The 26939-nt window shown below is 64.7% G+C and carries 23 protein-coding genes and 1 pseudogene; 15 read left to right on the top strand and 9 right to left on the bottom strand.

Annotated features, from left to right (window positions below; all coding sequences use genetic code 11):
- The first annotated feature begins 20 nt into the window (after positions 1-20).
- The 7 genes from OKW41_RS41820 (at position 21) to bioB (ending at position 8304) form a co-directional block, all read left to right on the top strand.
- A complete protein-coding gene (locus OKW41_RS41820) occupies positions 21-1151 on the top strand; it encodes an acyl-CoA dehydrogenase family protein (RefSeq protein WP_429576062.1) in 1131 nt (376 codons plus the stop codon).
- A 7-nt stretch (positions 1152-1158) separates the two neighbouring features.
- The gene (locus OKW41_RS41815) at positions 1159-1614 is read left to right on the top strand and encodes a YchJ family protein (RefSeq protein WP_429576061.1); all 456 of its coding nucleotides are present in this window, start codon (positions 1159-1161) and stop codon (positions 1612-1614) included.
- Between the two features lie 617 nt (positions 1615-2231).
- Complete coding sequence (locus tag OKW41_RS41810) at positions 2232-3539, top strand: dienelactone hydrolase family protein (RefSeq protein WP_429453447.1); 1308 nt, start codon at positions 2232-2234, stop codon at positions 3537-3539.
- A 341-nt stretch (positions 3540-3880) separates the two neighbouring features.
- Positions 3881-5242 carry an adenosylmethionine--8-amino-7-oxononanoate transaminase gene (gene bioA / locus OKW41_RS41805; protein WP_429576060.1) on the top strand — a complete coding sequence of 454 codons (1362 nt, stop codon included), beginning with the start codon at positions 3881-3883 and terminating at the stop codon, positions 5240-5242.
- Positions 5242-6426 carry an 8-amino-7-oxononanoate synthase gene (gene bioF / locus OKW41_RS41800; RefSeq protein ID WP_429576059.1) on the top strand — a complete coding sequence of 395 codons (1185 nt, stop codon included), beginning with the start codon at positions 5242-5244 and terminating at the stop codon, positions 6424-6426. Before bioA ends, bioF begins: the two co-directional genes overlap by 1 nt.
- A complete protein-coding gene (bioD, locus tag OKW41_RS41795; RefSeq protein WP_429576058.1) occupies positions 6423-7163 on the top strand; it encodes a dethiobiotin synthase in 741 nt (246 codons plus the stop codon). The genes bioF and bioD overlap by 4 nt, the downstream gene beginning before the upstream one ends.
- Before the next feature lie 52 nt (positions 7164-7215).
- Positions 7216-8304: a biotin synthase BioB gene (bioB, locus tag OKW41_RS41790; protein ID WP_429576057.1), complete on the top strand. Its 1089-nt coding sequence runs from the start codon at positions 7216-7218 to the stop codon at positions 8302-8304.
- A gap of 107 nt (positions 8305-8411) precedes the next feature.
- Here the strand turns inward: bioB and OKW41_RS41785 are convergent.
- Positions 8412-8684 (bottom strand): annotated as a pseudogene (locus tag OKW41_RS41785) (sulfate ABC transporter substrate-binding protein); the annotation flags it as partial.
- A gap of 3 nt (positions 8685-8687) precedes the next feature.
- A complete protein-coding gene (locus tag OKW41_RS41780; protein WP_429576056.1) occupies positions 8688-9290 on the bottom strand; it encodes an RBBP9/YdeN family alpha/beta hydrolase in 603 nt (200 codons plus the stop codon).
- Between the two features lie 315 nt (positions 9291-9605).
- On the opposite strand from OKW41_RS41780, the gene OKW41_RS41775 reads away from it, so the two are divergent.
- The 6 genes from OKW41_RS41775 (at position 9606) to OKW41_RS41750 (ending at position 13781) form a co-directional block, all read left to right on the top strand.
- Positions 9606-10547, top strand: a complete 942-nt coding sequence (locus OKW41_RS41775) for a 2-hydroxyacid dehydrogenase (RefSeq protein WP_429576055.1) — start codon at positions 9606-9608, stop codon at positions 10545-10547.
- A 116-nt stretch (positions 10548-10663) separates the two neighbouring features.
- Positions 10664-11590 carry a hydroxymethylglutaryl-CoA lyase gene (locus OKW41_RS41770; RefSeq protein WP_429576054.1) on the top strand — a complete coding sequence of 309 codons (927 nt, stop codon included), beginning with the start codon at positions 10664-10666 and terminating at the stop codon, positions 11588-11590.
- 34 nt (positions 11591-11624) lie between these two features.
- The gene (locus OKW41_RS41765) at positions 11625-12146 is read left to right on the top strand and encodes a YbaK/EbsC family protein (protein WP_429576053.1); all 522 of its coding nucleotides are present in this window, start codon (positions 11625-11627) and stop codon (positions 12144-12146) included.
- A gap of 5 nt (positions 12147-12151) precedes the next feature.
- On the top strand, positions 12152-12397 hold the full coding sequence (locus OKW41_RS41760) for a DUF1289 domain-containing protein (protein WP_090802758.1): 246 nt from the start codon (positions 12152-12154) through the stop codon (positions 12395-12397).
- Positions 12394-12867, top strand: a complete 474-nt coding sequence (locus OKW41_RS41755; protein ID WP_429576052.1) for a MaoC family dehydratase — start codon at positions 12394-12396, stop codon at positions 12865-12867. Before OKW41_RS41760 ends, OKW41_RS41755 begins: the two co-directional genes overlap by 4 nt.
- A complete protein-coding gene (locus OKW41_RS41750) occupies positions 12864-13781 on the top strand; it encodes an MBL fold metallo-hydrolase (RefSeq protein WP_429576051.1) in 918 nt (305 codons plus the stop codon). Before OKW41_RS41755 ends, OKW41_RS41750 begins: the two co-directional genes overlap by 4 nt.
- Positions 13782-14080: 299 nt before the next feature.
- Here OKW41_RS41750 and OKW41_RS41745 read toward each other — a convergent pair whose 3' ends face one another.
- On the bottom strand, positions 14081-15019 hold the full coding sequence (locus OKW41_RS41745) for a DMT family transporter (protein WP_429576050.1): 939 nt from the start codon (positions 15017-15019) through the stop codon (positions 14081-14083).
- Between the two features lie 112 nt (positions 15020-15131).
- Between OKW41_RS41745 and OKW41_RS41740 the strand changes: the two genes are divergently transcribed.
- Complete coding sequence (locus tag OKW41_RS41740) at positions 15132-15602, top strand: Lrp/AsnC family transcriptional regulator (RefSeq protein ID WP_429453468.1); 471 nt, start codon at positions 15132-15134, stop codon at positions 15600-15602.
- A gap of 49 nt (positions 15603-15651) precedes the next feature.
- Here the strand turns inward: OKW41_RS41740 and OKW41_RS41735 are convergent, their stop codons facing one another.
- Positions 15652-16542, bottom strand: coding sequence for an alpha/beta fold hydrolase (locus tag OKW41_RS41735; protein WP_429576049.1), 891 nt, complete (start codon positions 16540-16542; stop codon positions 15652-15654).
- A 362-nt stretch (positions 16543-16904) separates the two neighbouring features.
- Here OKW41_RS41735 and OKW41_RS41730 point away from each other — a divergent pair, with 362 nt between their 5' ends.
- Complete coding sequence (locus OKW41_RS41730) at positions 16905-17864, top strand: NAD(P)H-dependent flavin oxidoreductase (RefSeq protein WP_429576048.1); 960 nt, start codon at positions 16905-16907, stop codon at positions 17862-17864.
- Positions 17865-17902: 38 nt separating this feature from the next.
- Here the strand turns inward: OKW41_RS41730 and icmF are convergent, their stop codons facing one another.
- From icmF to OKW41_RS41705, 5 genes are all read right to left on the bottom strand, one after another.
- Positions 17903-21283, bottom strand: a complete 3381-nt coding sequence (gene icmF / locus OKW41_RS41725) for a fused isobutyryl-CoA mutase/GTPase IcmF (protein WP_429576047.1) — start codon at positions 21281-21283, stop codon at positions 17903-17905.
- 118 nt (positions 21284-21401) lie between these two features.
- The gene (locus OKW41_RS41720) at positions 21402-22334 is read right to left on the bottom strand and encodes a LysR family transcriptional regulator (RefSeq protein ID WP_184026292.1); all 933 of its coding nucleotides are present in this window, start codon (positions 22332-22334) and stop codon (positions 21402-21404) included.
- Between the two features lie 177 nt (positions 22335-22511).
- Positions 22512-23879, bottom strand: a complete 1368-nt coding sequence (gene ltrA / locus OKW41_RS41715; RefSeq protein WP_429576046.1) for a group II intron reverse transcriptase/maturase — start codon at positions 23877-23879, stop codon at positions 22512-22514.
- A 458-nt stretch (positions 23880-24337) separates the two neighbouring features.
- Complete coding sequence (locus tag OKW41_RS41710) at positions 24338-25423, bottom strand: porin (RefSeq protein WP_429576045.1); 1086 nt, start codon at positions 25421-25423, stop codon at positions 24338-24340.
- Positions 25424-25918: 495 nt separating this feature from the next.
- Positions 25919-26455, bottom strand: coding sequence for a hypothetical protein (locus OKW41_RS41705; RefSeq protein WP_429576044.1), 537 nt, complete (start codon positions 26453-26455; stop codon positions 25919-25921).
- Positions 26456-26939 lie beyond the last annotated feature (484 nt).

Here is a 26939-nt window from a genome sequence, read left to right as displayed (position 1 = left end):
ATGGGACCGGAGACACGCTCATGGTGCTTGATCAGGATCACCTGATGGTGCGCGACGCGCTGCGCACCTTCGTGCGCGAAGCGATCACGCCGTACGCGGCGCAATGGGACCGCGAGCGCACCTTTCCTCGCGACGTGCACCGGCAGCTCGCCGAGCTCGGTGCTTATGGCGTGCTGGTGCCCGAAGCGTATGGCGGCGCCGGCATGGACGCGCTCGCGCTCGCGTTGATCCTCGAAGAAATCGCGGCCGGCGACGGCGGCACGTCGACCGCGATCTCGGTGAACAACTGCCCGGTGTGCAGCATCCTGCTCACCTATGGCAACGACGCGCAGAAGCGCGACTGGCTCACGCCGCTCGCGCGCGGCGAGATGCTCGGCGCGTTCTGCCTGACCGAGCCGCAAGCGGGCTCGGATGCGTCGGCGCTGCGCACCACCGCGACATGCGACGGCGACGCGTACGTGCTGAATGGCGTCAAACAGTTCATCACGAGCGGCAAGAACGGCGACGTCGCGATCGTGATGGCCGTCACCGACAAGGCCGCTGGCAAGCGCGGCATCAGCGCGTTCATCGTGCCCACCGGCACGCCGGGCTACGTGGTCGCGCGGGTCGAAGACAAGCTCGGCCAGCATTCGTCGGATACCGCGCAAATCGTATTCGAGGCGTGCCGCGTGCCGGCCGCGAACCTGATCGGCGCGGAAGGCGAAGGCTACCGGATCGCGTTGTCGGGTCTCGAAGGCGGGCGCATCGGTATCGCCGCGCAAAGCGTCGGCATGGCACGCGCCGCGTTCGAGGCGGCGCTGACTTACGCAAAAGAACGCGAGAGCTTCGGCGCGCCGCTGTTCTCGCACCAGGCGGTGCAGTTTCGCCTTGCCGACATGGCGACCCAACTCGAAGCCGCGCGTCAATTGATCTGGCACGCGGCGTCGCTGAAGGACGCGGGCCAGCCGTGTCTGACCGAAGCCGCGATGGCAAAACTGTTCGCCTCCGAAGCGGCCGAGCGCATCTGCTCGGCCGCCTTGCAGACGCACGGCGGCTACGGTTATCTGAGCGACTTCCCGGTCGAGCGGATTTACCGCGACGTGCGCGTGTGCCAGATCTACGAAGGCACGAGCGACATCCAGAAGATCCTGATCGCTCGCGCGCTCAACTGAAATTTCAATGAACAAGCCATTGTTGTCACTGCAAAGACCTGTCGACTGTCCGTGCGGCGGCGCCGCGCCCGACGCACGCGGGGGCACCGCGACCAAAGCCCCGCGTTTCGCGCAATGCTGCGGCCGCTATATCGACGGCGGCGAAGCGGCGCCGCGCGCGCTCGAACTAATGCGCTCGCGCTATAGCGCGTACGTGCTCGGTGCAACCGACTACCTGCGCGCGACGTGGGACCCCAGCACCTGCCCCGCCGATCTCGACGTCGATCCCACCGTGCCCGACGCTCCCCGTTGGCTCGGACTGCAGATCAAAGGTTTCGCCGAAAGCGATGCCGATCGCGCGACCGTCGAATTCATCGCCCGCTACAAAGTGGGGGGGCGTGCTTATCGGTTGCATGAATCGAGTCGATTCGTGCGCGGCGATGATGGCCGCTGGCGTTATGTCGATGGCGACGTCAAAGAGTAAATGAAGAGCACGCGACGATTAAGTAATCGCTGCATTCCGCGCCGAAGCTTTCTCGTGCCTTTCACTCGCTCTCGACAAACTTTATAAAGGCCTTTGCATAGGCCTTTTTTCGTTCCTTTCACGCGGTCTTCTTCGTTGGCCTCGCACCACAGCACTGACACGACCTTTACTCGCCGCTTCCCGCCACATGTCCCCGGCCCCTGCCCGGCAAGGCTTTGAAGCCTCGTTCGCACATGCAGCAATTTTTTCGTCACGGGTTCTCCTTGATTGCACAAAACAAAATTGTCGTGCCAGGATGAGTCCGTAGTTTCATGACGTCACATTGCGAGAGAGGGTCATACCGGCTCCGCAACATGCAAAGGAAGGCTGACCGGCCGCTGATCGAACGCGAGCCGCGCGGACTCCGACAGCATCAAGTGACGTTCATCCTCGGCGCGTGGGTCGCGTCGGCCGTTGGGTTCATCCCGTGCGATCTCGATTTGCGTGCGTGCGCTTCCCGCAACGTTCGCGAGTGAGTCTGTTTGTGTCGAAATCGCGAACGAAAGCTGAATGTCAGCCGCGTTTTGCGCAACCGGACAGCACGGAGTTCTGTACACGTCTTTAAAGCAGGTGCGTCAATGGTGTTGAGCAAGGTTCTGACGAAGTGTGCGGCGATCTGCGCCGCGGCCACGTGTGCTGTCACGATCGCGCACGCCGATCCGCTCGCCTACTCGTCCCTTTCCGCACACAACGCGACGCCGTCGAGCGACACCCAGGGACCGCTGTCGCGCGCCCGCGTGCCGCGCCTCGCGCTGGACGACGACATCTACCTGCCCACCGCTCACCTGAACGAAAAGATCATCCGCGTGCCGGTCGACGCCACCGGCACGGTCACGCTTGAAACCACGATCTACAAGCCGGACGGCCCCGGCCCGTTCCCGATGATCGTCTTCAACCACGGCAAGATTCCGGGCGACCCGCGCACGCAGGAACGCAGCGACCCGCTGCCGTTCGCGCGCGAATTCGTGCGCCGCGGTTACGTCGTCGTCGCGCCGAACCGCCAGGGCTTCGGTCACTCGGACGGCGTGTACGAGCAGGACGGCTGCGACGTCGAGCGCAACGGCCTTGGCCAGGCCGGCGACGTCGCAGCGACGATCGATTACATGTCGAAGCAACCTTATGTCGACGCGACGCACATCGCGGTGGCCGGCACCTCGCATGGCGGTCTTGCGACGATCGCATACGGCACCGAAGCTGCGCCCGGCGTGCGCGCGCTGATCAATTTCTCTGGCGGCCTGCGCCAGGACGCCTGCGAAGACTGGCAAGGCAATCTGACGCGCGCATTCGGCGCGTACGGCGAGAAGACTGCGGTGCCGTCGCTGTGGCTCTATGGCGATAACGATTCGGTGTGGAACGCGCCGCTCGTCGCGGGCATGTACGCCGCGTACGGCGCACACGGCGCCAGCGTGAAGATGGTCGACTTCGGCCACTACAAGAACGACGCGCATCGGCTGGTCGGCGACCGCGACGGCGTGCACGTATGGTGGCCGGCCGTCGAAGCGTTCCTCGCGCGCGCCGGTATGCCGACTGCCGTGCAGTATCACGTCGCCGATCCGGCCGCGCCGAAGGCAACCGGATTCGCCGCGCTCGACGCGATCGACTCGGTGCCGTACCTCGACAACGAGGGCCGCAATGGCTATCGCAACTTCCTGCATCAGTATCCGAGCCGCGCGTTCGCGGTGTCGGACTCGGGCGCGTGGTCGTGGGCCGAGGGCGGCGACGATCCGATGTCGGTGGCGGTGACGAATTGCCAGAAGCAGAGCTCCGATCCGTGCCGGTTGTATGCGGTCGATAACGCGGTCGTGTGGGGCAATCAGAACTCGCAGACGGCGGATGCAAGCGATGCCGATGCCAATGGCCGGAAAGCGATTGCGAGCCGGGAGTGAAGTACGAATAGAGGCGTGAATCGCGCCTGATTCTGATGTGCCGCAAGCCCGCCGTATCGGCGGGCTTTTTCTTTTGCGCTCCATTCCCCCGCAAAAAAACACCTCGTCACCCCAAATTCTGGCCAGTAACAGCCCATTACTTTGACGTCGCTATCTCCGTCGATTGGCGAGCTTCCCTCACGAAATCGAACGAGCTGCATCGAACGATGCCAAACCTCGACGCTACCGCGAAAAACGAGCATTTCGCGGTTGATGCGCGCGACCAAATAAACCGCTAATCTCGACCCCGCGCACTCGCCGAGGCTTGCGTGCGTGGCAAAAAAGCACCCTGGAGTACCTCTTTGGAAAAGTCAGCAGTCCCCCCGGTCGCCCCTGAAGATTGGGTCGCCCGCAGCCTGCGCGCGGTGTGGCATCCGTGCACGCAGATGAAGCACCACGAACGTCTGCCGCTGATCCCCGTCGCGCGCGGTCAAGGCGCGTGGCTGTACGATCGCGCCGGCCATCGCTATCTCGACGCGATCAGTTCCTGGTGGGTCAATCTGTTCGGTCACGCGAACCCGCGCATCAACGCGGCGCTGAAAGATCAGCTCGATACGCTCGAACACGCGATGCTCGCCGGCTGCACGCACGAGCCCGCCGTCGAACTCGCGGAACGTCTGCACGCGTTGACCGGCAACACGCTCGGCCACGCGTTCTTCGCGTCGGATGGCGCGTCGGCGGTCGAGATCGCGCTGAAGATGAGCTTTCACAGCTGGCGCAACCGGGGCTACGCCGACAAGCAGGAATTCGTCTGCATTGCCAACAGCTATCACGGCGAGACGATCGGCGCGCTCGGCGTGACCGACGTCGCGCTGTTCAAGGACGCGTACGATCCGCTGATTCGTCACGCCCACGTCGTCGCCTCGCCCGATGCGCGGCTCGCGCAAGCGGGCGAAACCGCCGCCGACGTCGCGCGCCGCGCGCTCGACCATGTGCGCGCGCTGTTCGAGGCGCGCGCGAACCGCATCGCCGCACTGATCGTCGAGCCGCTCGTGCAATGCGCGGCCGGCATGGCGATGCACGACGCGTCGTACGTCGCCGGATTGCGCGCGTTGTGCGACCGGTACGGCGTGCATCTGATCGCCGACGAAATCGCAGTCGGCTGCGGCCGCACCGGCACGTTCTTCGCGTGCGAACAGGCGGGCGTGTGGCCGGACTTCCTGTGTCTGTCCAAAGGCATCAGCGGCGGCTATCTGCCGCTGTCGATCGTGCTGTCGCGCGACGAGATCTTCGCGGCCTTCTATCACGACGACACCGCGCGCGGCTTCCTGCACTCGCACTCGTACACCGGCAATCCGCTCGCGTGCCGCGCCGCGCTCGCGACGCTCGATCTGTTCACGAGCGACGACGTGCTCGCCGCCAACGCACGCAAATCGGCGACCCTCGCGGCCGCGCTCGCGCCGCTCGTCGAGCACGCGCACGTGCGCAATCTGCGTCAGCGCGGCACGATCTTCGCGTTCGACGCAATGATCGACGATCCTCAGCAAGCCAAAACGTTCTCGCGCCGCTTCTTCGAAAACGCGCTGCAACGCGAGCTGTTGTTGCGCCCGATCGGCACCACCGTGTACCTGATGCCGCCGTACATCCTCGACGACGAAGAACTCGCGCTGCTCGCCACGCGCACGCGCGACACCTTCGACGCAACGCTCGCGGAGACCCGCTGATGCATCTGCTCGACACACTCGCCGAAGGCCTGAAGGAAATCGACGCGCGCGGCCTGCGCCGACGCCGGCGCACCGCCGACACACCATGCGCCGCGCACATGACGGTCGACGGCCGTGAAATCATCGGCTTCGCGAGCAATGACTATCTGGGCCTTGCCGCGCATCCGCAATTGATCGACGCGATCGCCGAAGGCGCGCGCCTGTATGGCGCGGGCAGCGGCGGCTCGCATCTGCTCGGCGGTCATTCGCGTGCGCATGCGCAACTCGAAGACGATCTCGCTCAATTTGCCGGCGGCTTTCTCGACGATGCCCGCGCGTTGTATTTCAGCACCGGCTATATGGCGAATCTCGCGACGCTGACCGCGCTCGCGGGCCGCGGCACGACGCTGTTCTCCGATGCGCTCAATCACGCTTCGCTGATCGACGGCGCGCGGCTGTCGCGCGCGGATGTCCAGATCTATCCGCACTGCGACATGGATGCATTAAGCGCGATGCTCGAAGCGTCGGAGGCGGACGTCAAGGTGATCGTGTCCGACACGGTGTTCAGCATGGACGGCGACATCGCGCCGCTGCCGCGTTTGCTCGAACTCGCCGAGCGGCACGGCGCATGGCTGATCGTCGACGATGCGCACGGCTTCGGCGTACTGGGTCCGCAAGGCCGTGGCGCGATCGCGCAGGCCGCGCTGCGCTCGCCGCATCTGATCTCGATTGGCACGCTCGGCAAGGCGGCGGGTGTCTCCGGCGCGTTCGTCGTCGCGCATGCGACCGTGATCGAATGGCTCGTGCAGCGCGCGCGTCCGTATATCTTCACGACCGCGTCGGTGCCGGCGGCCGCGCATGCGGTGTCGGCGAGTCTGCGCATCATCGGCGGCGAGGAAGGCGATGCGCGCCGCGCGCATCTCCAGCAACTGATCGAACGCACGCGCGCGTTGCTGAAGGCGACGCCGTGGCTGCCCGTCGATTCACATACGGCCGTGCAACCGCTGATCATCGGCGCGAACGATGCGACGCTCGACATCGCCGCGTCGCTCGATCGCGCGGGGCTGTGGGTGCCCGCGATCCGTCCGCCGACCGTGCCGACCGGCACGTCGCGCCTGCGCATCTCGCTGTCGGCCGCGCACTCCCATGCGGATCTCGACCGGCTCGAGGCTGGCCTGCAACAAGTCGGAGCGCGCGCGGCATGAGCAACATGATTAACGATGACGGCGCGCTGTCGCTGTTCGTCACCGGCACCGATACGGAAATCGGCAAGACCTTCGTATCGTCGGCGCTATTGCGCGGCTTCGTGCGCGAAGGCCTGCAGGCAGCAGCGATGAAGCCGATCGCGGCGGGCGCGTTCGAAGTGAACGGCGTGCTGCACAACGAGGACGCGGATCAGCTCGATGCCGCGTCGAGCGTGCTGCTGCCGCCCGCCATGCGCACGCCGTATCTGCTGAGGGAACCGGCCGCGCCGCACATCGCGGCGGCGCTGGAAAACGTCTCGTTCGATCTCGAGCACATCGTCGCGTGCCATCGCGAGGCGTTGAAGCTCGCCGAGGTGGTCGTTGTCGAAGGTGTCGGCGGCTTTCGCGTGCCGTTGACCGCGACGCAGGACACCGCCGATCTCGCCGTCGCGCTGAAGCTGCCGGTGGTGCTGGTGGTCGGCATGCGGCTCGGCTGCATCAGCCACGCGCTGCTGACTGCCGAAGCGATCGCCGCGCGCGGTCTAACGCTCGCGGGCTGGGTCGCGAATCGCATCGCCCCGGACATGACCTTTCCCGACGAAAACATCGCGTCGATTCGCGTGCATTTCGCGCAAGCGTACGACGCGCCGTTGCTCGGCGTCGTGCCGCATATCAGTCCGCCGTCGCCGGAGCTTGCAGCGCAACAGCTCGACATTCGACGGCTTCTGCAAACGCTGCGCCAATTGCGCGCGGCATAGCGCTGCTCCGCAGCGCCAAACCCAAATTCATCCGTTTACGAGGATCGATCACATGACACAACTGAATATCGCAGCGGGCACCGCCGAAGCGAGCACCGCCAACAGCAATCCGACCGCAGCCGCTACTGAAGCGAAGCCGCTCGCGCGTTGGCGCGTCGCCGATATCGTCGCGTTGTACGAACTGCCGTTCAACGACCTGCTGTTTCGCGCGCAGCAAACGCATCGCGAGCATTTCGACGCCAATGCGGTGCAACTGTCGACGCTGCTGTCGATCAAGACCGGCGGCTGCGAAGAGGATTGCGCATACTGTCCGCAATCGGTGCATCACGACACGGGTCTCGCCGCCGACAAGCTGATGCCGGTCGACGAAGTGCTCGCCGCCGCGCAGGTCGCAAAGCAGAACGGCGCAACGCGCTTCTGCATGGGCGCCGCGTGGCGCAATCCGAAGGACCGCCACCTGGAGCCGATCAAGGCCATGATCCGCGGCGTGAAGGCGATGGGCCTCGAAACCTGCGTGACGCTCGGCATGCTCGAAACGCACCAGGCACAGGCGCTGCGCGATGCGGGCCTCGACTACTACAACCACAATCTCGATACGTCACCGGAGTTCTACGGCCAGATCATTTCGACGCGCACGTACCAGGATCGCCTCGACACGCTCGAACGCGTGCGCGACGCGGGCATCAACGTGTGCTGCGGCGGCATCGTCGGTATGGGCGAATCGCGCCGCGAACGCGCGGGGCTGATCGCGCAGCTCGCGAACATGGAGCCGTATCCGGAATCGGTGCCGATCAACAATCTGGTGCAGGTGCAAGGCACGCCGCTGACCGGGACCGAAGCGATCGATCCGTTCGAATTCGTGCGCACGATCGCGATTGCGCGCGTCACGATGCCGCGCGCGATGGTACGTCTATCGGCCGGACGCGAGCAGATGGATGAGGCGTTGCAGGCAATGTGCTTCCTCGCGGGCGCGAATTCGATTTTCTACGGCGATCAGTTGCTGACCACGAGCAACCCGCAGGCGGAAGCGGATCGCAAGCTGCTCGCGCGCCTGGGGATTCGCGCTGAGGCTGCGCAGCAGATGCCGGTCGAGCACAGTGGGGGCGAGCATGGACATGGGGATCACAGCGTGGCGAATTGAGTCGCGCAACTGTTTCATCGATATGTCGCATGCGCCAGGCGTGTGCGAATAGAAAAGGCTGCCTCGTTTTGCGAGGCAGCCTTTTCTTTTGACGCAAAACCCGGCGCTTACTTCCGATCAACAATAATCTGATCGAACGTCCCCCCATCGGAGAAGTGCGTGTCCTGCGTCTTCTGCCAGCTCCCGAACATCTCCTCCACCGTGAACGTCTTGATCGGCTTGAACTCGGCCGCGCGCTTCGCGCGGACGCCCTTGTCGCGCGGACGCAGATGATGCTGAGCGATGATCTCCTGCGCGGCCGGCGACCACAGATAGTCGAGATTCGCCTGCGCTTGCTTGCGCGTGCCACGCTTGTCGACGACCTTATCGACGATCGACACCGCTCACACGAGCGCATGCGGCGCGGTTTCGATCGCCTCTTCGCGAAAGCGCAGCGGCGCCGCGCAATGCACGAGCGTATCGACGAAATACTTCGCGCGCGGCCACGGACCGAAGCCCGCCGCCGTGTTGATATGCCCCGCGTCGCCGAGATTGACGAACGCGCTGCCGAGACGCTGCACAAGATCGCGCGCGTCGGCGAGCGCCATCCACGGATCGGTTTCGCTGCCGATCAAAATCGACGGCACGCCCAGACGTCGCGCGTCGAACGGTCCCGCGAATTCGAACTTGCGCGGACTCGCGGGCGCGACGAACAGCACGCCGACCACCTCGCTGGCGAGCGCGCCCTGCTGCAACGCATGCGCGGTCGCGAGGCAGCCAAAGCTATGCGCGGCCAGCACGAATGGACCGCGTTCGCGCGCGAGCAGGTCGCACAACGACTTCGCCCATAGCGCGAGATCGGGCGCGTCCCAGTTGGCCTGCTCGACGCGCAACGAGCGCGCGAACTGCCGCTCCAGCCATGTTTGCCAATGCGCGCCGTCGCTGCCGTGCAAGCCGGGAACGGTGACGAGCCGTGGCGGCCAGCTCGATCGGGTGCATGAAAGCATGTGCGTGCCTCGCTGCGCAAGGAATCCAGGCAATCATTGTCCCGCCCGGTCGCGCATCGATGAACCAAGTTTTTGTGCTTTCGTTATCGGGCAAACGAAGAAATGCGCGGGTACGCGCGAACTCGACGCCCACCACGGCATGCATTTCGAAGCGCACGTGCGTGCGCAAACGCGCGCGAGTTGCGTCGAAAAAGTAGAATGAAGCCTATTCATACCGGGAGGAGACCCGATCCCGCACGCGTCGTCCGATTGCCGTCGCGCGCTCCGGGTCGGTCCCGCTCATGCCCACAGCGACGCCGACGCATTCCGGACCGCATGAAAATACTGTTCTACGCACCGCACACCGAAGCCGCCGCGTGGCTGCACGACTTTGCGCGCGCTCTGCCCGCCGCCGAGCTGCGCGAATGGAAGCCCGGCGACACCGGCCCTGCCGATTTCGCGGTGGTCTGGCGTCCGCCGCGCGAGATGCTGGCCGGACGCAATACGCTGCGCGCGATCTTCAATCTCGGCGCTGGCGTCGATGCGATTCTCGCGCTCGAACGCGCGCATCCGGGCACGTTGCCGCCCGAGGTGCCGTTGATTCGCCTCGAAGATACCGGCATGGGCGCGCAGATGGCCGAGTACGTGACGCATGCGGTGCTGCGCTATCTGCGCCGCTTCGACGAATATCAGGTGCTGCAAGGCGAGCGCCGCTGGAAAGTGCTCGAGCCGCATCCGCGCGCAACGTTCACGGTGGGTGTGCTCGGGCTCGGTGTGCTTGGCACGCAGGTCGCGCAAACGCTCGCTTTGTTCGGCCTGCCGGTGCGCGGCTATAGTCGCGGCGAGAAGCAGATCGATGGCATCGCGACGTTCGCCGGCGACGCGCAATTCGATAGCTTCCTCGACGGCGCGAAGGTGCTCGTCAATCTGCTGCCGCATACACCCGACACGGAAAGCGTGCTGAATGCGCGAGTCTTCGCGAAGCTCGCGCGCGGCGCATATCTGATCAACGTCGCGCGCGGCGCGCATCTCGTCGAAGCGGATCTGCTCGCTGCGCTCGCGAGCGGCCAGCTCGCCGCCGCAACGCTCGACGTGTTCCGCGAGGAGCCGCTGCCCGCCGATCATCCTTTCTGGCGCGAGCCGCGCATCACGATCACGCCGCACACGTCGGCGCTGACATTGCGCGAGGACAGCGTCGCGCAGGTCGCGGACAAGATCGGCGCGATGATGCGCGGCGAGCAGGTGAGCGGCGCAGTGCAACTGGAACGCGGCTACTGAGTGAAACCCGCGCCCGCACGCGTCGCAGGCGTGCGGGCTGAATTGAATTGCAGCAACGCGGCAGCACCCATCCCGGATGGGACAGCGATAAAGCCGCATCGGATCGGAGACACATCATGGCCTTACCGAAGCAAGTGAAAATCGTCGAAGTTGGTCCGCGCGACGGGCTGCAGAACGAGAAGGAATTCGTGCCGACCGCGACCAAGATCGAGCTGATCAACCGTCTGTCGGCGGCGGGCTTCCGCAACGTCGAGGCAGCGTCGTTCGTGTCGCCGAAATGGGTGCCGCAGATGGCCGACGGCGCCGACGTGATGGCAGGCATCGAGCGCCGCGACGGTACGATTTACTCGGTGCTGACGCCGAACCTGCGCGGTTTCGAAGGCGCGCTCGCCGCGCGCGCCGACGAGATCGTCATCTTCGGCGCGGCGAGCGAGGCGTTCTCGCAGAAGAACATCAACTGCAGCATCGCGGAGAGCATCGAGCGATTCGCACCAGTCGCCGCGGCGGCGAAACAACATAAGCTGCGGATTCGCGGCAGCGTGTCGTGCGCGCTCGGCTGTCCGTACCAGGGCGAAGTGCCGGTCGCGTCGGTCGTCGACGTCGTCAAGCGCTTCGGGGCGCTCGGCTGCGACGAGATCGATATCGCCGACACGATCGGCGTCGGCACGCCGAAACGCACCCGCGAAGTGTTCGAGGCCGTAACCGAAGTGTTTCCGCGCGAGCATCTGTCGGGACACTTTCACGACACCTATGGCCAGGCGCTCGCGAACATCTACGCGGCGCTGCTCGAAGGCGTCGAGATTTTTCATACGTCGGTCGCGGGGCTCGGCGGTTGCCCGTATGCGAAGGGCGCGACCGGCAACGTCGCGACCGAAGACGTGCTGTATCTGATGAACGGCCTTGGCATCGAGACCGGTATCGACCTCGCCCAGGTGGTCGAAATCGGCGACTTCATTTCGAACGCGATCGGCCGGCCCAACGTGTCGCGCGCCGGCAAAGCGCTGCTCGCGAAGGCGCGCAGCGAAGCGAATACCTGCGTATAAACGCTCTATCCATTTTCAATCAGGATCCCCAACGATGAACGACCTCGCGTCCTTCGACTCCGACGATCTCGCCGCGCTGCCCGACTCGGCACGCCGCGTCGCGCTGCTGCTGCGCGAACGCGGTCACGCGGGGCGAATCGTGATGCTGCCGGAAACCGGCAAGACTTCCGCCGAAGCGGCCGCCGGACTCGGCTGCTCGGTCGCGCAGATCGCGAAGTCAATCCTGTTCCGGCGCCGCGAAGACGACACGCCGGTGCTCGTGATCGCGAGCGGCGCGAATCGTGTCGACGAAAAGAAAGTGGCCGCGCACGTCGGCGAGATCGGCCGCGCGGACGCGAAGTTCGTGCGAGAAAAAACCGGCTATGCGATCGGTGGCGTGTGCCCGGTCGGTCACACGACCGAGCCGGTCACGTTGATCGATGCGGATCTGCTCGAGCTGGAGAGCCTGTGGGCGGCCGCCGGTCATCCGCACGCGGTGTTCAATCTGACCGCGCAGGAGCTGATCTCGCTCACAGGCGCGCCGGTCGTCGATGTCGCGTTGCGCGAGCCGGCCTGAACACGATGGCGAGCGGCAACGATTACGACGACAGGGACGACGGCGGTTGCGTGCCATCGCCGTGCATCAGCGTGTGCAGGATGGATGCATCGACCGGCTGGTGCGAAGGATGCCTGCGCACGATCGACGAAATCGCCGGCTGGTCGACGCTCGACAACGACGCGAAGCGCGCGGTGTGGGACGCGATCGAAGTGCGCCACGCGACGTTAATGGCGCTGCGCACGACATCGACGACGAAGGAGAAGCAATGAACGCCGCGCCGCGCATCGTGACGCCCGGTGAGACGTTCAGTTCGACGCTCGAGTTGTCGGCGGATTCGATCAAATCGTTCGCGACGCTCGTCGTCGATCTGAACCCGTTGCATCACGATGAAGCGTATGCCGCGCAAAGCCGCTTTGGAGGCTTGATCGCGTCGGGCACGCAACCCACCGCGTATTTCATGGCGCTGCTCGCCACGCATTTCTCTACTTACGCGCAACCGCTCGGCCTCGAATTCGATATCAAGCTGAAGAAGGCAGTGCAGGCGCACGACACGCTGACGATCACGTGGCGTGTGCACGACGCTCACTGGAAGCCGAGCCTGAGCGGCGATCTGACCTATCTCGAAGGTTCGGTGGTCAATCAGCGCGGCGAGCTGATGTTGACGGGTACCTCGACGATCCTCGTGATGCCGACGCCCCCCGCAGTCGCAAACGCGCACGCGAGCACGGCCACGCCATGATCGCGCTGCCCGCATCGATCCGGGTTTTCGAGCGCGGCTGGCTGTCGTCGAACAACGTGCTGCTCGTCGACGACACATGCGCCGCGCTGGTCGATACCGGCTATGCGACGCACGCATCGCAAACGGTCGCGCTGGTACGCAATGCGTTGCGCACGCGGCCGCTCGATCTGATCGTCAACACGCACCTGCATTCGGATCATTGCGGCGGCAACGCACTGTTGCAGGCTACGTGGCCGTGCCGCACGCTGATTCCGTCATCCGAAGCCGATGCCGTGCGCGGCTGGGACGAAACGCGCCTCAGCTTTCGCGCGACTGGTCAAACCTGCGAGCGCTTCGGCTTCACCGGCACGCTGGAACCCGGCGCACGCTTGCGGCTGGGCGCACTCGACTGGCAGGTGCTCGGCGCGCCCGGCCATGATCCGCATTCGCTGATGCTCTATTGCGCGGACGAACGCTTGCTGATCAGCGCGGATGCGCTGTGGGAAAACGGCTTCGGCGTGATCTTTCCCGAACTCGAAGGCGAAAGCGGCTTCGCCGAGCAGCAAGCCGTGCTCGACCTGATCGCAACGCTCGACGTGCGCGTCGTCATCCCAGGCCACGGCGCGCCGTTCACGCAGGTCGAACCGGCGCTCGAACGCGCGATGTCGCGCGTCGCCTGGTTACGCGCCGATCCCGCGCGCAACGCAAGGAACGCGCTTAAGGTGCTGATCGTATTCAAGCTGCTCGAAGTCCGCGAGATGAGTGTGGACACGCTTTTGCGCATGCTCGACGACGCGGCCGTGATGCGCGCCGCCGCCTCGATGCTGAAGCCGCGCGGCGAATGGCCCGCGTTGCTGAAGGGAATGATCGGGGAACTCGCGGCGAACGATGGACCGCTCGAAGTGGACGGCACGCGCATTCTCGCGCGGCGTTGAACTGTGATGTGACCGGTTCGGCCGGCGCGGTGGAAAAGCGCACCGGAACGCAAAACCGTGCTACCCAAAAGAAAACCGCTCGACGAAGCGAGCGGCGGAACATCTGTTGGACGTGATCAGCGTCGCTATCAATGATACGCGTGTGGGTTTTTGCATCGCATCGGTGATTTCCCTACAGAAATTTGACGCCACGTTTTACGAATGCATACACGATCTGTCATCAAACGGCGTTAGGCGCTTGAATGCTTGCGCGTTATTCCGGAATCCGTAGCAATGTCCGATTGAATGTCGAATCGGGATCACGTGGACGATAAACGCTTTTTCTGCGGTACGATCCGCCACCCGAGATTGACGCCCGCCGCCGCCAGCAGAATCAGCGCGGCGCCGAGCACCTGAATCCATGCGAGCGTCTGTCCGAACGCGAGCCGGTCGACGATGATCGCGACCACCGGATAGATGAACGACAACGCGCCCGTCATCGACGTTGGCAGCTTCTGGATCGCGCCATACAGCAGCACGTACATGAGACCGGTATGGACGACGCCGAGCACGACCAGTTCGAGCCACTGCGCGCCGTTTGCCGGCAACGCGTCGAAGCGTACGAACGGCGCGAGCAACAGCACGCCGAGCGATACCTGGATCAGCGCGAGCAGATGCGGCGGCGTGCCCTTCAGCCGCTTCGTGATGATCGACGACACCGCGTACATCGCCGCCGCGCCGACCGCATAGGCGACGCCGACCAGATACTGCCCCGGCACCGCGAGCACGGCCGGCTCGACCTTCACGACGAACACGAGCCCGACGAACGCGACCACGAGCCAAGCGATCGTCGATGCGCTGATGCGCTCGCGAAACACCAGCGCGCCGAGCCCGACCAACATGAACGGCTGGGTGTTGTAGACGGCCGTCGCCATTGAGATCGACGCGCGTGAATACGCGGCGAACAGCAATACCCAGTTCACGACGATCGCCGCGCCGCCGAGCAACGCGAGGCCGAGCATCTTCCACGAAAACAGCTCGCGGCGGAACAGGCCGAGTACGGCACACACGAGCGCGAGCGTCGCGCCGCCGAAAATGCAGCGGAAAAACACCACGTTGAAGGGGCTTTGCTGCGACGACACGACAAGCCAGCCGATCGTGCCCGACATCAGCATCGCGATGCTCATCTCCGCCGCGCCACGGCGGATGTCGCTGGGCGAACTGCTCGAGGTCGTGACGGAAGCCTTGTTTGAAGCCATGATTCGATCCCGGATTGTGACTGCATAACTGGCAGTGTAATTAATCCACCCGCGCGAATACATGGCTAAACTTAAGCGTTACCGCATTGTCACCTCATAAACGAAGGCCATCATGATCAAACGCCTTGCATCGATCACGCCGGTCGCACTCGACGACACCGACCGCGCACTGCTCGCCGCGCTCGCGCAGGACGCGCGCCAGCCGGTCAGCGAACTCGCGCGCGTCGTCGGCTTATCGGCGCCCAGCACGGCCGAACGCGTGCGGCGGCTCGAAGCGCAGGGCGTGATCGAGCGCTTCACCGTGCAGATCGATCCGCGCGCGCTCGGCTTCACGCTGCAGGCGGTAGTGCGCGTGAAGCCGCTGCCCGGGCAGCTGCATCTGGTGGAGGAAGTGATCCGGCGCATTCCGGAGTTCGTCGAATGCGACAAGGTGACCGGCGACGACTGTTTCATCTGCCGCCTGTACTTGCATTCGATCGAGCAGCTCGACGAGATCCTGTCGAAAGTGACCGAGCGCGCGGAGACCAGCACGGCGATCGTCAAGTCGACGCCGGTCGCGCGACGGCTGCCGCCGCTCGGCTAACGAAGGTCCAGCGCTGGTCAAACGAAGGTCGCGCGAAGCAGCCCGGCGCTTATTGTTCGACCGCCTCGAAAAACGACAGCATCTCGGCGACCAGTTCGTCCGGCGCTTCCTCGGGCAGATAGTGCCCGCACGATAGCGCGCGGCCGCTCACGTCGCGCGCGACATGCCACCATTCATCAAGCGCATCGAAGCATTTTTCGATCACGCCCTTGTCGCCCCACAGCACCCGCAGCGGACAGCCGATCTTGTTGCCGCGCTCGATATCGGCGCGATCATGTTCGAGGTCGATGCTCGCCGACGCGCGATAGTCCTCGCACATCGCGTGCACCGCACCCGGTTGCGCGAGCGCCGCCCGATACGCGTTGAGCGCGGCGGGATCGAACGGTGCGAGACCCGCGTGACGTCCGCCCATCACCGCGTCGACATAGGCGGCCGGATTTGCGCCGATCAACGTTTCGGGCAGCGGCTCGGGCTGGATCAGGAAGAACCAGTGGAAGTAGTGCGTTGCGAACGCGCGGTCGGTGGCTTCGTACATCGCGAGTGTCGGCGCGATATCGAGCAGCATCAAACGCTCGATCGCGTCGGCGTGATCGAGCGCCATCCGGTGCGCGACGCGCGCGCCGCGATCGTGCGCACAGACGAGGAAGCGCTCGAAGCCGAAGTGGTGCATCACCGCGACCTGGTCGGCGGCCATCACGCGTTTCGAATACGGTGCGTGCGCGGCATCGCTCGGCGGTTTGCCCGACGCGCCATAGCCGCGCAGATCGGTCGCGATCACCGTGAAGTGCCGCGCGAGCGGCGCGGCGCAGCGTTCCCAGATCAGATGCGATTGCGGATGGCCGTGCAGCAGAAGCAGAGGCGGCCCGGCGCCGCCCTTCACTCCGAAAATGTCGACATCGCCCACGGCGACGCGAAAAGACGTGAAATTTTCGAAGGCCATGACGTCTCGTTGATCGTTTGCGGTCCGTGCATTGTAGAAGGCCAACAGGTCCGTGCGAGGTGGGATATCCCACGCAGACATGGAACCTGAATACTCCTTCGAACCGTTCCAAACGGGCCTACCGCGCGCGGGTCGCCGACTTCGCCTATAATCGAACGACCGTTCTTAAAAATTTGCCGCCATTTGCCACCACTTCGGCATGCCGGTTTCGTTCGATTGCCACACGCATTCGCCGGCCGCAAGCCGTGTGCCGCTAAACTCATCGATTCGCCGGGCGCACGTCGCACCGGCAAGTTGAATATTCATGGGACTCGAGTAAGCGCTAAAGCGCTAACTCGGGTCGACATCTGGAGACTCGCACCATGGCATTGCCCGCCGTTCTGCAAAACCTCACGCTGCCCGTCGTCGCTTCGCCGATGTTCATCGTCAGCTATCCCGAACTCGTGCTGGCGCAGTGCAAGGCCGGTATCGTCGGCTCGTTCCCTGCCCTCAACGCGCGCCCGGCCGAACTGCTCGACGAATGGCTGACGCAGATCCAGGCGCAACTCGCCGGGCACAAGGCCGCGAACCCGGATGCGGTGATCGGCCCGATCGCGGTCAATCAGATCGTTCATCAGTCGAATGCGCGGCTCGAGCACGACGTGCGCGTCTGCGTCGAGCACAAGGTGCCGATCTTCATCACGAGCCTGCGCGCGCCGGCACGCGAGATCGTCGATGCGGTGCATAGCTACGGCGGCATCGTGCTGCACGACGTGATCAATCTGCGTCATGCGCAGAAAGCGCTGGAAGCCGGCGTCGACGGGCTGATTCTGGTCGCATCGGGCGCGGGCGGCCACGCGGGCACCACCTCGCCGTTCGCGCTGGTCGGCGAGGTGCGGCGCATTTTCGACGGCCCGATCGTGCTGTCGGGCTCGATCGCCAACGGCGGCTCGATTCTCGCCGCGCAGGCGATGGGCGCGGACCTCGCGTACATGGGCACACGCTTCATCGCCACCAAAGAAGCGCACGCGGTCGACAGCTACAAGCAGGCGATCATCAACGCGAAGGCGTCGGACATCATCTACACGAATCTGTTCACCGGCGTGCACGGCAACTACATCCGCGAGAGCATTGCGAACGCGGGGCTCGATCCCGACGCGCTGCCCGAATCGGACAAGACCAAGATGAACTTCGGCGGCGACAAGGCGAAGGCGTGGAAGGACATCTGGGGCGCGGGCCAGGGCGTCGGCCTGATGGACGACGTGCCGGACGTCGCCGAACTCGTGCGGCGTCTGAAGAACGAATACGACGACGCGAAGGCGCGGCTCGGCATCGCGCACTGAAGTGAAGAACGGAGCGGGCCGGGGCGCCCGCTCGCGGCCTACATATTCCGCCGATACTGCCCGCCCACCTCGAACAGCGCGTGGGTGATCTGTCCCAGCGAACACACGCGCACCACGTCCATCAGCACCGCGAACACGTTGCCGTCGTCGATCACCGCTCGCTTCAGGCGTTCGAGCGCCTCGGGCGCGGCCTCGCGGTGGTGCGTCTGGAACTCGCGCAACCGCCGCAGCTGACTCTGCTTTTCCGCGTCGGTGGAACGCGCCAGCACCAGTGGCCGCGGCGCTTCATGCGGATGCGCGCTCAGGAACGTATTGACGCCGACGATCGGATACGAACCGTCATGCTTGCGATGCTCGTACAGCATCGACTCGTCCTGAATCCGTCCGCGCTGATAGCCGGTTTCCATCGCGCCGAGCACGCCGCCGCGCTCTGTCAGCCGCTCGAATTCGGCTAGCACCGCTTCCTCGACCAGATCGGTCAATTCGTCGATCACGAAGCTGCCCTGATTCGGATTCTGGTTCTTCGCGAGCCCCCATTCGCGATTGATGATCAGCTGGATCGCAACTGCGCGGCGCACCGATTCCTCGGTCGGCGTCGTGATCGCTTCGTCGAACGCATTGGTGTGCAGCGAGTTGCAGTTGTCGTAGATCGCGATCAGCGCCTGCAGCGTCGTGCGGATGTCGTTGAAATCGATCTCCTGCGCGTGCAGGCTGCGGCCCGACGTCTGCACGTGATACTTGAGCTTCTGACTGCGCTCGTTCGCGCCATAGCGCTCGCGCATCGCGACCGCCCAGATGCGTCGCGCGACGCGGCCGAGCACCGTGTACTCCGGGTCCATGCCGTTCGAGAAGAAGAACGACAGATTCGGCGCGAAGTCGTCGATCGACATACCGCGCGCGAGATACGCCTCGACGTAGGTGAAGCCGTTCGCGAGCGTGTACGCGAGCTGCGAGATGGGGTTCGCGCCGGCCTCGGCGATGTGATAGCCGGAAATCGACACCGAATAGAAATTGCGCACGCCGTGTTCGACGAAATACGCCTGAATGTCACCCATCACCTTCAGGCTGAATTCGGTCGAGAAGATGCAGGTGTTCTGCCCCTGGTCTTCTTTCAGGATGTCGGCCTGCACGGTGCCGCGCACGTTTTCGAGCGCGGTGCGGCGCGTTGCGGCGAGTTCGGCTTCGGTCAACGGGCGGCCTTGCTGTTGCTCGCCCAGCGCGATCTGCTGGTCGATCGCGACGTTGAAGAACATCGCGAGGATCGTCGGCGCGGGGCCGTTGATCGTCATCGAGACCGACGTATCCGGCGAGCACAGATCGAAGCCGTCATACAGCGTCTTCATGTCGTCGAGCGTCGCGACCGACACACCCGAATTGCCGACCTTGCCGTAGATGTCCGGGCGCTCGTGCGGCTCCTCACCGTAAAGCGTCACCGAGTCGAACGCGGTGGATAGCCGTTTGGCCGGCATGCCTTCCGACAGCAGCCTGAAGCGACGATTCGTGCGCTGCGGATCGCCCTCGCCCGCGAACATGCGCGTCGGGTCCTCGTTCTCGCGACGAAACGGAAACACGCCAGCGGTGAATGGGAAATAGCCGGGCAGATTGTCGAGCATCAGCCAGCGCAGGATCTCGCCGTGATCGACGAATTTCGGCAGCGACACTTTGCGGATTTCGGAGCCGGACAGCGTCGTGACCGTCAGCGCGGTGCGGATTTCGCGCTCGCGGATGCGCACCACATGTTCGTCGCCTGCATAGGCGGCCACCGTTTGCGGCCACGCGTCGAGCAGCTTGCGTTCGCGCTCGCCGAGCGCGGCGCCGCGTTGGTCGATCAGCGCATCGAGCGACGAGGCGTCGCTGCCCGCCTCGCCGAGCATGCGGCGCGTCTCGACGATCTGCCAGCGTTCCCGCGCGATTTGCGCCTGCGCGTCGGCCCGCGCTCGATAGCCGCGTACCGTCTGCGCGATGTCGGCCAGATAGCGCACGCGCGCGGGCGGCACGATCGCATGCAGGTTGCTCGAAAAGCGCACACCTTCGGCCGCGCCGAGCCGTGCGCCGCCCTCGCGCAGGCCATGCGTGCGCAGTGCATTAGCGATGCGCCGGTACAGCGCGGTCACGCCGTCGTCGTTGAAGCGCGACGCGATCGTGCCGAACACCGGCATCGCGTCGGGCGATATCGCGAAGTCCCCGCGGTTGCGCTGCACCTGCTTCGCGACGTCGCGCAGCGCATCCTGCGCACCCTTGCGATCGAACTTGTTGATCGCGACGAAGCTCGCGAAGTCGAGCATGTCGATCTTCTCGAGCTGGCTCGCGGCGCCGAACTCCGGCGTCATCACGTACAGCGATTCGTCGACGAACGGCACGATCGCCGCATCACCCTGACCGATCCCCGACGTCTCGACGACGATCAGATCGAAGCCCGCCACCTTGCACAGCATCAGCGCGGCGGGTAGCGAATCGGAGAGTTCGGTCGATGCATCGCGTGTCGCCATCGAGCGCATATAGATGCGGGCGCCGCCGCCCCAATCGCCGATCGCATTCATGCGGATGCGGTCGCCGAGCAGCGCGCCGCCGGATTTTCGGCGCGACGGATCGATCGCGAGCACGGCGATGTTCAGCGTGTCGCCGTAGTCGAACCGGACGCGGCGGATCAGCTCGTCGGTCAGCGACGACTTGCCCGCGCCGCCGGTGCCGGTGATGCCGAGCACCGGGATGCGTGGCGCTTGCGCGAGCGTCGCTAGCTGGTCGCGCGCGGCGGCGTCGACGCTGTTCGTTTCGAACGCGCTGATCAGTTGCGCGAGGCGGCGGAAGATCGGCGCGGCGGGATCGGCGGGGTGCGAGCCAGCAGCAGTGCCAACGTGCGGAGCATGGGCCTCACCGCAACGCGGCAACGGCCGCCCGGCCAGCTCGGCGAGCCATTCGCGCACCGGCGTCGGCCGCGCCGCGTCGGCCGCGCGCGCCCCTTCGACGCAGCGCGCGATCATGTCGTCGATCATGCCTTGCAGACCGAGCCGCTGACCGTCGTGCGGCGAGTAGATTTTTTCGACGCCGTCGCGTTCGAGCACGGCAATTTCCTCGGGGACGATCACGCCCCCGCCGCCGCCGAACACCTTGATGCGCTCGCCGCCGCTTGCACGCAGCAAATCCACCAGGTAGCGGAAGTATTCGTTGTGGCCGCCCTGATAGCTCGACACGGCGACGCCGTCGGCGTCCTCGTTGAGCGCGGCGGTCGCGACTTCAGCGACGGAGCGGTTGTGGCCGAGGTGGATCACCTCGACGCCGCTTGCCTGCAGGATGCGTCGCATGATGTTGATCGACGCGTCGTGGCCGTCGAACAATGCGGCGGCGGTGACGAAGCGCAGGCGCCGGCCCGCGGGAAGCTCGTGGCTGCCGGCACGCTGCGGCGTGGACAGATCGGTCATGTCTCCCCCAGATCATTTAACTGATGGGTGTTCACAATCAGTATATAGAAACGGGGTAACACGGCGCCGGGGCGCGGGGCGGGCGATTGGCGACGTATGCTCGGTGCTTCGCGAAACGCTACCGCACCGCCAACGCCTTGATTTCGTCGAGCGACGGCCACAGCGATTCGTTTGCGAATCGCGCCGCCAGAAAATCGACGAATGAGCGCACCTTGGCCGATAGATGCCGTCGGCTCGTGTAGACGACGTGGATCGGCAGCTCCCGCGGCGGCACCTGGTCGACGAGCAGCGGCACGAGCCGCCCTTCGGCAAGATCGCTGCCGATCACCTCGGTGCCGAGCATCGCGATGCCCGCGCCATGCAGCACGACCACGCGCTGGGCCTCGAGCTGATTGACGATCAGGTTGCCCGACAGGCGCACACGCGAGCCCGCGTCGCCGGTCGCGACTTCGAGCGCCGATACGCCCGCGTACTGTAGATAGTTGTGGCGCGCGAGATCGGCGACGCTCTTCGGCGTGCCATGCTTGCGCAGATAGGCGGGCGATGCGCACAGCACCAGATGCGCGGTCGCGATCTGCCGCGCGATCAGCGACGACGACTTGAGCCCGCCCGGCGACGCGCGGATCGCGACGTCGAAGCCCTCGTCGATCAGCTCGACGACGCGGTCGGACAGTGTCATATCGACGGTGACCTGCGGATACTGCGCGGCGTAGTCCGCGACCGCGGCCATCACGTGATTCAGGCCGAACGCCGACAGCGACGACACCCGCAGCCGCCCGTGCGGCACGACGCTTGCCGCGCCGACCGCCTGGCCGGCTTCGTCGAGCTCGGTGAGCGCCTGACTCAGCCGCTCGTAGTACTCGCGGCCTGCCTCGGTCGGCGCGACGCGACGCGTGGTGCGGTTCAGGAGCCGCGCGCCGAGCTGCTGCTCCAGATGCATCACGTGCTTGCTCGCCATCGCCGCCGACATCTCCATCTTCTCCGCCGCGCCGACGAAACTGCCGGCTTCGACCACGTGGCGAAACACTTTCATGCTGACGAGGGTGTCCATCTCAGTCGCTCGCTTCAGGAATCAATCGACGTCATTTTGCCGGGTTTATCAAAGGGACGGCAGCAAACGCTCGTATTCGGCGGCGCCCGAAAATCGGCATAGGGGGCAGCCTGAGGCTGCGCCCCTGCCACACCACCCGGCATGCGGGTCCGCACCGGGCGGTTCGGGAAGTTGAGGTTAGGAGAGTCGGGGCACACCCAGCTGATCGAAGTAAGTGATGGTCAGCACGCTGTTGAGGAGCTTGCCGCTGTTGCACCACCAGCGGCGACTGTTCGCCGCCACCTGTTGTGCCACAGAGCATGACGCGCCCAGCGCGCGCAGTTCCCGGTAGATGGTTGAGCCACGGCGCCAATGCTTAAGCTGGATGGCGCGTAGTCGGTGGCGCAGCCACTCATCCAGCTCACGCCAGACTCTGGGGGTTTGCGCCAACCGGAAGTATGCCCTCCAGCCCTGCACATAAGTCCGCAACCGTGCCACCACGTCCTTCATGCTGCGCCCGCCAGATCGGCGGGTCAGTTCACGAATGCGGTGCCTGAACGCCAGCAGCGGTTTGGCCGCCACCTTGCGCTTGACCACACCGCCTGGAGCCACCCATAAGCTGTAACCCAGGAACTTGCGACCGAACACACTCGCGACCGCACTTTTGGTCTCGTTGACCTTCAGGCGCAATCGCCCATACAGACGTCGCAGCAGCACCATTACCCGTTCGCCCGCGCGGCGGCTACGAACATACACGTTCGCATCGTCGGCGTAGCGCGCAAAGCAGTGGCCCCGCCGCTCCAGTTCCTTGCCCACCTCATCCAGCAACACGTTGGCCAGCAGCGGCGATAGCGGCCCGCCTTGCGGCGTGCCCTGGGCTCGCTGCTGAACCACTCCATCATCCATGATGCCGCTGTTCAGATACGCCCTGATCAGCCGGATTACACCAGCGTCTCCAATGCGTTTCTGTAGGCGGTCGATCAGGATGTCGTGGTTGACCCGGTCGAAGAACTTCTCCAGGTCAACGTCCACCACGATTCGCCGGCCTGACTGCACGTACGACTGCGCGGCAAGCACCGCATCGTGTGCACGCCGTCCGGGCCGGAAGCCGTAGCTATGCTCGCTGAAGGTGGGATCCAGAACCGGCTGCAGCACCTGCAGCAGAGCCTGCTGGATCAACCGGTCCGTTACCGTCGGGATACCAAGCTCGCGCTCGCCTCCGTCCGGCTTCGGAATCGTCACCCGCCGTACCGGGCTGGGCCGGTACGTCCCCTTCAGCAGTTGTTCACGAATCGCTGGCCACGCCGTCACCAGATGGCGCGCAGTCTGGTCAACGCCCAGACCATCCACCCCAGCGGCTCCTTTGTTGGCCCGCACCCGTTTGAACGCCCGCTTCAGGTTCTCTCTCGTCAACGCCGCTTCCAGCAACGCTGACCCTGTGCTCCCGGGTTCATGCCGCGGGCAGCCGGCTTCGTCGCTCACAGGTACATGCGCAGCTTCACCACACGCTGCTCCCGCTCGCCCCGTTTGCACGGGCATCTGACGCATTGCCTGCCGCATCGGCATATCCCTGAACACTCCTTCCCGTTCGGTCCTTCGTCACCAGCTTCAGCCTTGCCGACCTGTCCTGTGACTACTACGACCTCGGCTGACTTCTCGCTCCGGTTCGACACCGTTGCCCTTTCAGGCATGAGGCGAGATCTCCCCAGGTAAGAACGCACTCCTTCACCGCACAACCGCCGGATTTACGGCACCAATCCTTGACCACAAGAGCTTCGCAGATTCGTGCCCGCTCGCCCTGATCGGTGCCGCCTCATATCCGGTTCTTGTCCATCGGCTCACGGCTTTGCTCCACGCTTCCTCCCCAGGCTCGGTCACCCTTACGCAGTTGCGCTTCACTTCATTCGCTGTGGTCAGCTTATGGGAGGACTTGCACCTCCAGGAGTGCGCCCATGCTGGGCGCACACGACAAAGCCCGCGTTCCGGGCGGAACGCGGGCTTTGCGGTGACACCGTGGGCCGAGATCAGAACTTCGCGCGCAACCCCGCGCCATATGTATTGCCGCTCGACTGACCGGTGATGTGGTCATACAGGTACGCGGCATAGACATCAGTGCGCTTGGACAGCGGATAGTCGTAGCCGACCGCCGCCGTCTGGCGCGTCTGGTTCGAACCGCCGCCGTTACGCGAATACGCATACGACGCCATCACCGTGCCCGGCCCGAACGGCACCGTGACGCCGCCCTGTCCCGTGTTGACGTGCCAGCTCGTGACCTGCTGGTCGTTGTACGTGTACATGTACTGGCCGTACAGCTTGACGAACTTCAGGTCGTACGACACGCCCGCCTGCGCGACGCTCTGGCTGCGCAGACCCGGCACGCCCGACGTTTCGAAGCTGCCGAGGTCGCCCGGCACGTTGTTGAAGTTCACGTACTGGTACACCGCGGTCGCCGCGAACGGCCCGTGGAAGTACAGCACCTGGCCGCTCCACTTCTTAGCGCCGTTCTGGGTCGTGTTGCCGAGCGCGTACATCGCCGTCGCCGACAGACCGCTGAAGTTCGGCGTCGAGTACGACACCGCGTTGTTCCAGCCGGAGTCGCCGGTCACGCCCTGGTCGGTCGTGTAGGTCGGGAAGGTGCCGAGGCCGAGGTACGTGTGATAGACCATCGGCGAGAACACGTACGAATCGACGAACGGGTTGAACAGGATCGTCGACACGAACAGCGGCGTGGTCAGACGGCCGGCGGTCACCGTGCCGTACGGCGATTCGATGCCGACGTACGCATTGCGCGAGAACGTCGTGTCGCCGGTGAAGCGGCCGTACTCGCCGGTTTGCGCGCGGAAGAAGCCTTCGATAGTGAAGATCGCCTTGTAGCCGTTGCCGAGATCCTCGGTCCCCTTGAAGCCCCAGTACGACGTCGACATGCCGCCGCCCGACACGACCACCGCGGTCTGGCCGCCCGGAAACTTCTGCGAGCCGACCCATTCGTCGACCTGGCCGTAGAGCTGCACGCTCGATTGCGCGAACGCCGACGACGCGCCCGCCAGCGCGGCGACGCATGCGGTGGCCTTGAGAGTAGTCTTCAGCGCGCTGCTGAGGCTTGTGTTCATGGATTCTCCAATTTTTGTCAAAAGGGTGTGGCTGTGCGAAAGGGGGCGCTCGCGCGAAACGTTGTTGTTATCCGTTCGATCGTCGAGTCAATCTGGGCGGGTCCCATCTTTGGCGGACCATTTTTATAAACAAAAATATCGCTGCTTATTGCGGGTATATCGGTCTGATTAGTTTGGTCGGTTATCGGCTTGATACGACGCTTCAGAGCGGACTGGCGCCGCCCCGTGGACGCAATGCGGCATGCGGCGAACGGCGCGCCACAGCGTGCGTGAACGCCTTAAATGACGGGCCGATGACGCGACGCGGCAGAATGCCAAGATTTGACCCTGACCGGTACTTCGATGCCGGGTGTTTTCAAAAAAGTGTGGCGTCGAAACGTCAGATTTGGGGCTACAGCGCGGAGGAAGCCGCGCGAGGGATCGCGGGAAGGATCTGGAAGACGGGTTTCGGGACTGCGGTTGGGGCGGTGCGGTGGTTTGCGAAATCGCGCTCAGCTAATTCCGGTACGGTGAACCGCCCGGCTGACGCGGATCGTCGGCTGGGCGTTGCATCGGGCGCGCTGCGCCACGCTCTTCGTTGTAGCGGGCGACGTCGGCGCGGATCGAGCCGTTGCGTATCGGCATGTTGGACGGGGGATGCGGCACCGGACGCGACTCCGCGCTGACCGGCGTGATCGCGCCCGCATAGCCGGACGGATCGCCGACACGACGCATGCCGGACTTGTAGCCGCCGAAGCCATAACCGAAATTGGCGTCCGCGATATTCGGGTTGCCGCGCTGCGCGCGTGCATCACGAGCAGCCATCACATTGCGCGAGCCGCGCGGAGCAGGTGCGCCGCCCGCACCGGCATAACGGCCCTCGCCACGCATCTCCATGCGCGGCACGCGCCCGGCAGCGTCGCGCGAATAAGCGCCGCCCGCGGCGGCACCGCCGCCATGCGGCCCACCCGGCCCCTTCGCATAGGCGAACGAGCACAGCACGGCGATGACCGCGCCCCACGCCCAGTGCCTCGTTCTCGACAACCCGTCCACCTGTGACTCTCACGCCCGAAGACTTGCCTGAAATCCACCGTTCGAGCTGCGATGGACCTGTTGCGGGAGGAGAAAAGCGCCGCGTTCCTGTCGCGGCGCAGGGCATCCCTGCGGCCTTTGAACGAGTAATTTATGGTCGGGGGCAGAGGGTGTCGAGCCAAAAAGTGTTAGGTCTCGTCGGTGGATGTAACACCCTGTTACTGCGGCGTTTTTCCGCGCCGTAGCCCTCGTGCGGACGCGCCTCGGCGGCTTGCCGGCCGGCGTTTTCGCCTGGCCCGCGGGCACCGTTTGTTGCAAATCAACGCCGCTTGCAACGTCAATGGTTAAATGGTTTGTCGCGAGAAAGCACCTCGTGAATACTGAAACCTGGCGCGTCGCACGAGTGGGCTCGGCCTGATTGGGGAGTCAATGCGCAAACTTCATTAATCGATTCGGCAAATGAATTTGCGTTTTCAATCAGCTTTCGACAACAATAGCCGCTTTC

It is taken from the genome of Paraburkholderia sp. UCT70 (assembly GCF_050434085.1).
In the GTDB taxonomy this organism is placed as follows: domain Bacteria; phylum Pseudomonadota; class Gammaproteobacteria; order Burkholderiales; family Burkholderiaceae; genus Paraburkholderia; species Paraburkholderia tuberum.
The sequence above is the reverse complement of the archived record's forward strand: the minus strand, read 5'-3'. Positions and strand labels throughout refer to the sequence as shown.

Coding starts and splice junctions, on each gene's coding strand:
- OKW41_RS41820 (WP_429576062.1), top strand. CDS start 21: ATGGTGCTTGATCAGGATCACCTGATGGTGCGCGACGCGCTGCGCACC.
- OKW41_RS41815 (WP_429576061.1), top strand. CDS start 1,159: ATGAACAAGCCATTGTTGTCACTGCAAAGACCTGTCGACTGTCCGTGC.
- OKW41_RS41810 (WP_429453447.1), top strand. CDS start 2,232: ATGGTGTTGAGCAAGGTTCTGACGAAGTGTGCGGCGATCTGCGCCGCG.
- bioF (WP_429576059.1), top strand. CDS start 5,242: ATGCATCTGCTCGACACACTCGCCGAAGGCCTGAAGGAAATCGACGCG.
- bioD (WP_429576058.1), top strand. CDS start 6,423: ATGAGCAACATGATTAACGATGACGGCGCGCTGTCGCTGTTCGTCACC.
- bioB (WP_429576057.1), top strand. CDS start 7,216: ATGACACAACTGAATATCGCAGCGGGCACCGCCGAAGCGAGCACCGCC.
- OKW41_RS41780 (WP_429576056.1), bottom strand. CDS start 9,290: ATGCTTTCATGCACCCGATCGAGCTGGCCGCCACGGCTCGTCACCGTT.
- OKW41_RS41775 (WP_429576055.1), top strand. CDS start 9,606: ATGAAAATACTGTTCTACGCACCGCACACCGAAGCCGCCGCGTGGCTG.
- OKW41_RS41770 (WP_429576054.1), top strand. CDS start 10,664: ATGGCCTTACCGAAGCAAGTGAAAATCGTCGAAGTTGGTCCGCGCGAC.
- OKW41_RS41765 (WP_429576053.1), top strand. CDS start 11,625: ATGAACGACCTCGCGTCCTTCGACTCCGACGATCTCGCCGCGCTGCCC.
- OKW41_RS41760 (WP_090802758.1), top strand. CDS start 12,152: ATGGCGAGCGGCAACGATTACGACGACAGGGACGACGGCGGTTGCGTG.
- OKW41_RS41755 (WP_429576052.1), top strand. CDS start 12,394: ATGAACGCCGCGCCGCGCATCGTGACGCCCGGTGAGACGTTCAGTTCG.
- OKW41_RS41750 (WP_429576051.1), top strand. CDS start 12,864: ATGATCGCGCTGCCCGCATCGATCCGGGTTTTCGAGCGCGGCTGGCTG.
- OKW41_RS41745 (WP_429576050.1), bottom strand. CDS start 15,019: ATGGCTTCAAACAAGGCTTCCGTCACGACCTCGAGCAGTTCGCCCAGC.
- OKW41_RS41740 (WP_429453468.1), top strand. CDS start 15,132: ATGATCAAACGCCTTGCATCGATCACGCCGGTCGCACTCGACGACACC.
- OKW41_RS41735 (WP_429576049.1), bottom strand. CDS start 16,542: ATGGCCTTCGAAAATTTCACGTCTTTTCGCGTCGCCGTGGGCGATGTC.
- OKW41_RS41730 (WP_429576048.1), top strand. CDS start 16,905: ATGGCATTGCCCGCCGTTCTGCAAAACCTCACGCTGCCCGTCGTCGCT.
- icmF (WP_429576047.1), bottom strand. CDS start 21,283: ATGACCGATCTGTCCACGCCGCAGCGTGCCGGCAGCCACGAGCTTCCC.
- OKW41_RS41720 (WP_184026292.1), bottom strand. CDS start 22,334: ATGGACACCCTCGTCAGCATGAAAGTGTTTCGCCACGTGGTCGAAGCC.
- ltrA (WP_429576046.1), bottom strand. CDS start 23,879: ATGCCGATGCGGCAGGCAATGCGTCAGATGCCCGTGCAAACGGGGCGA.
- OKW41_RS41710 (WP_429576045.1), bottom strand. CDS start 25,423: ATGAACACAAGCCTCAGCAGCGCGCTGAAGACTACTCTCAAGGCCACC.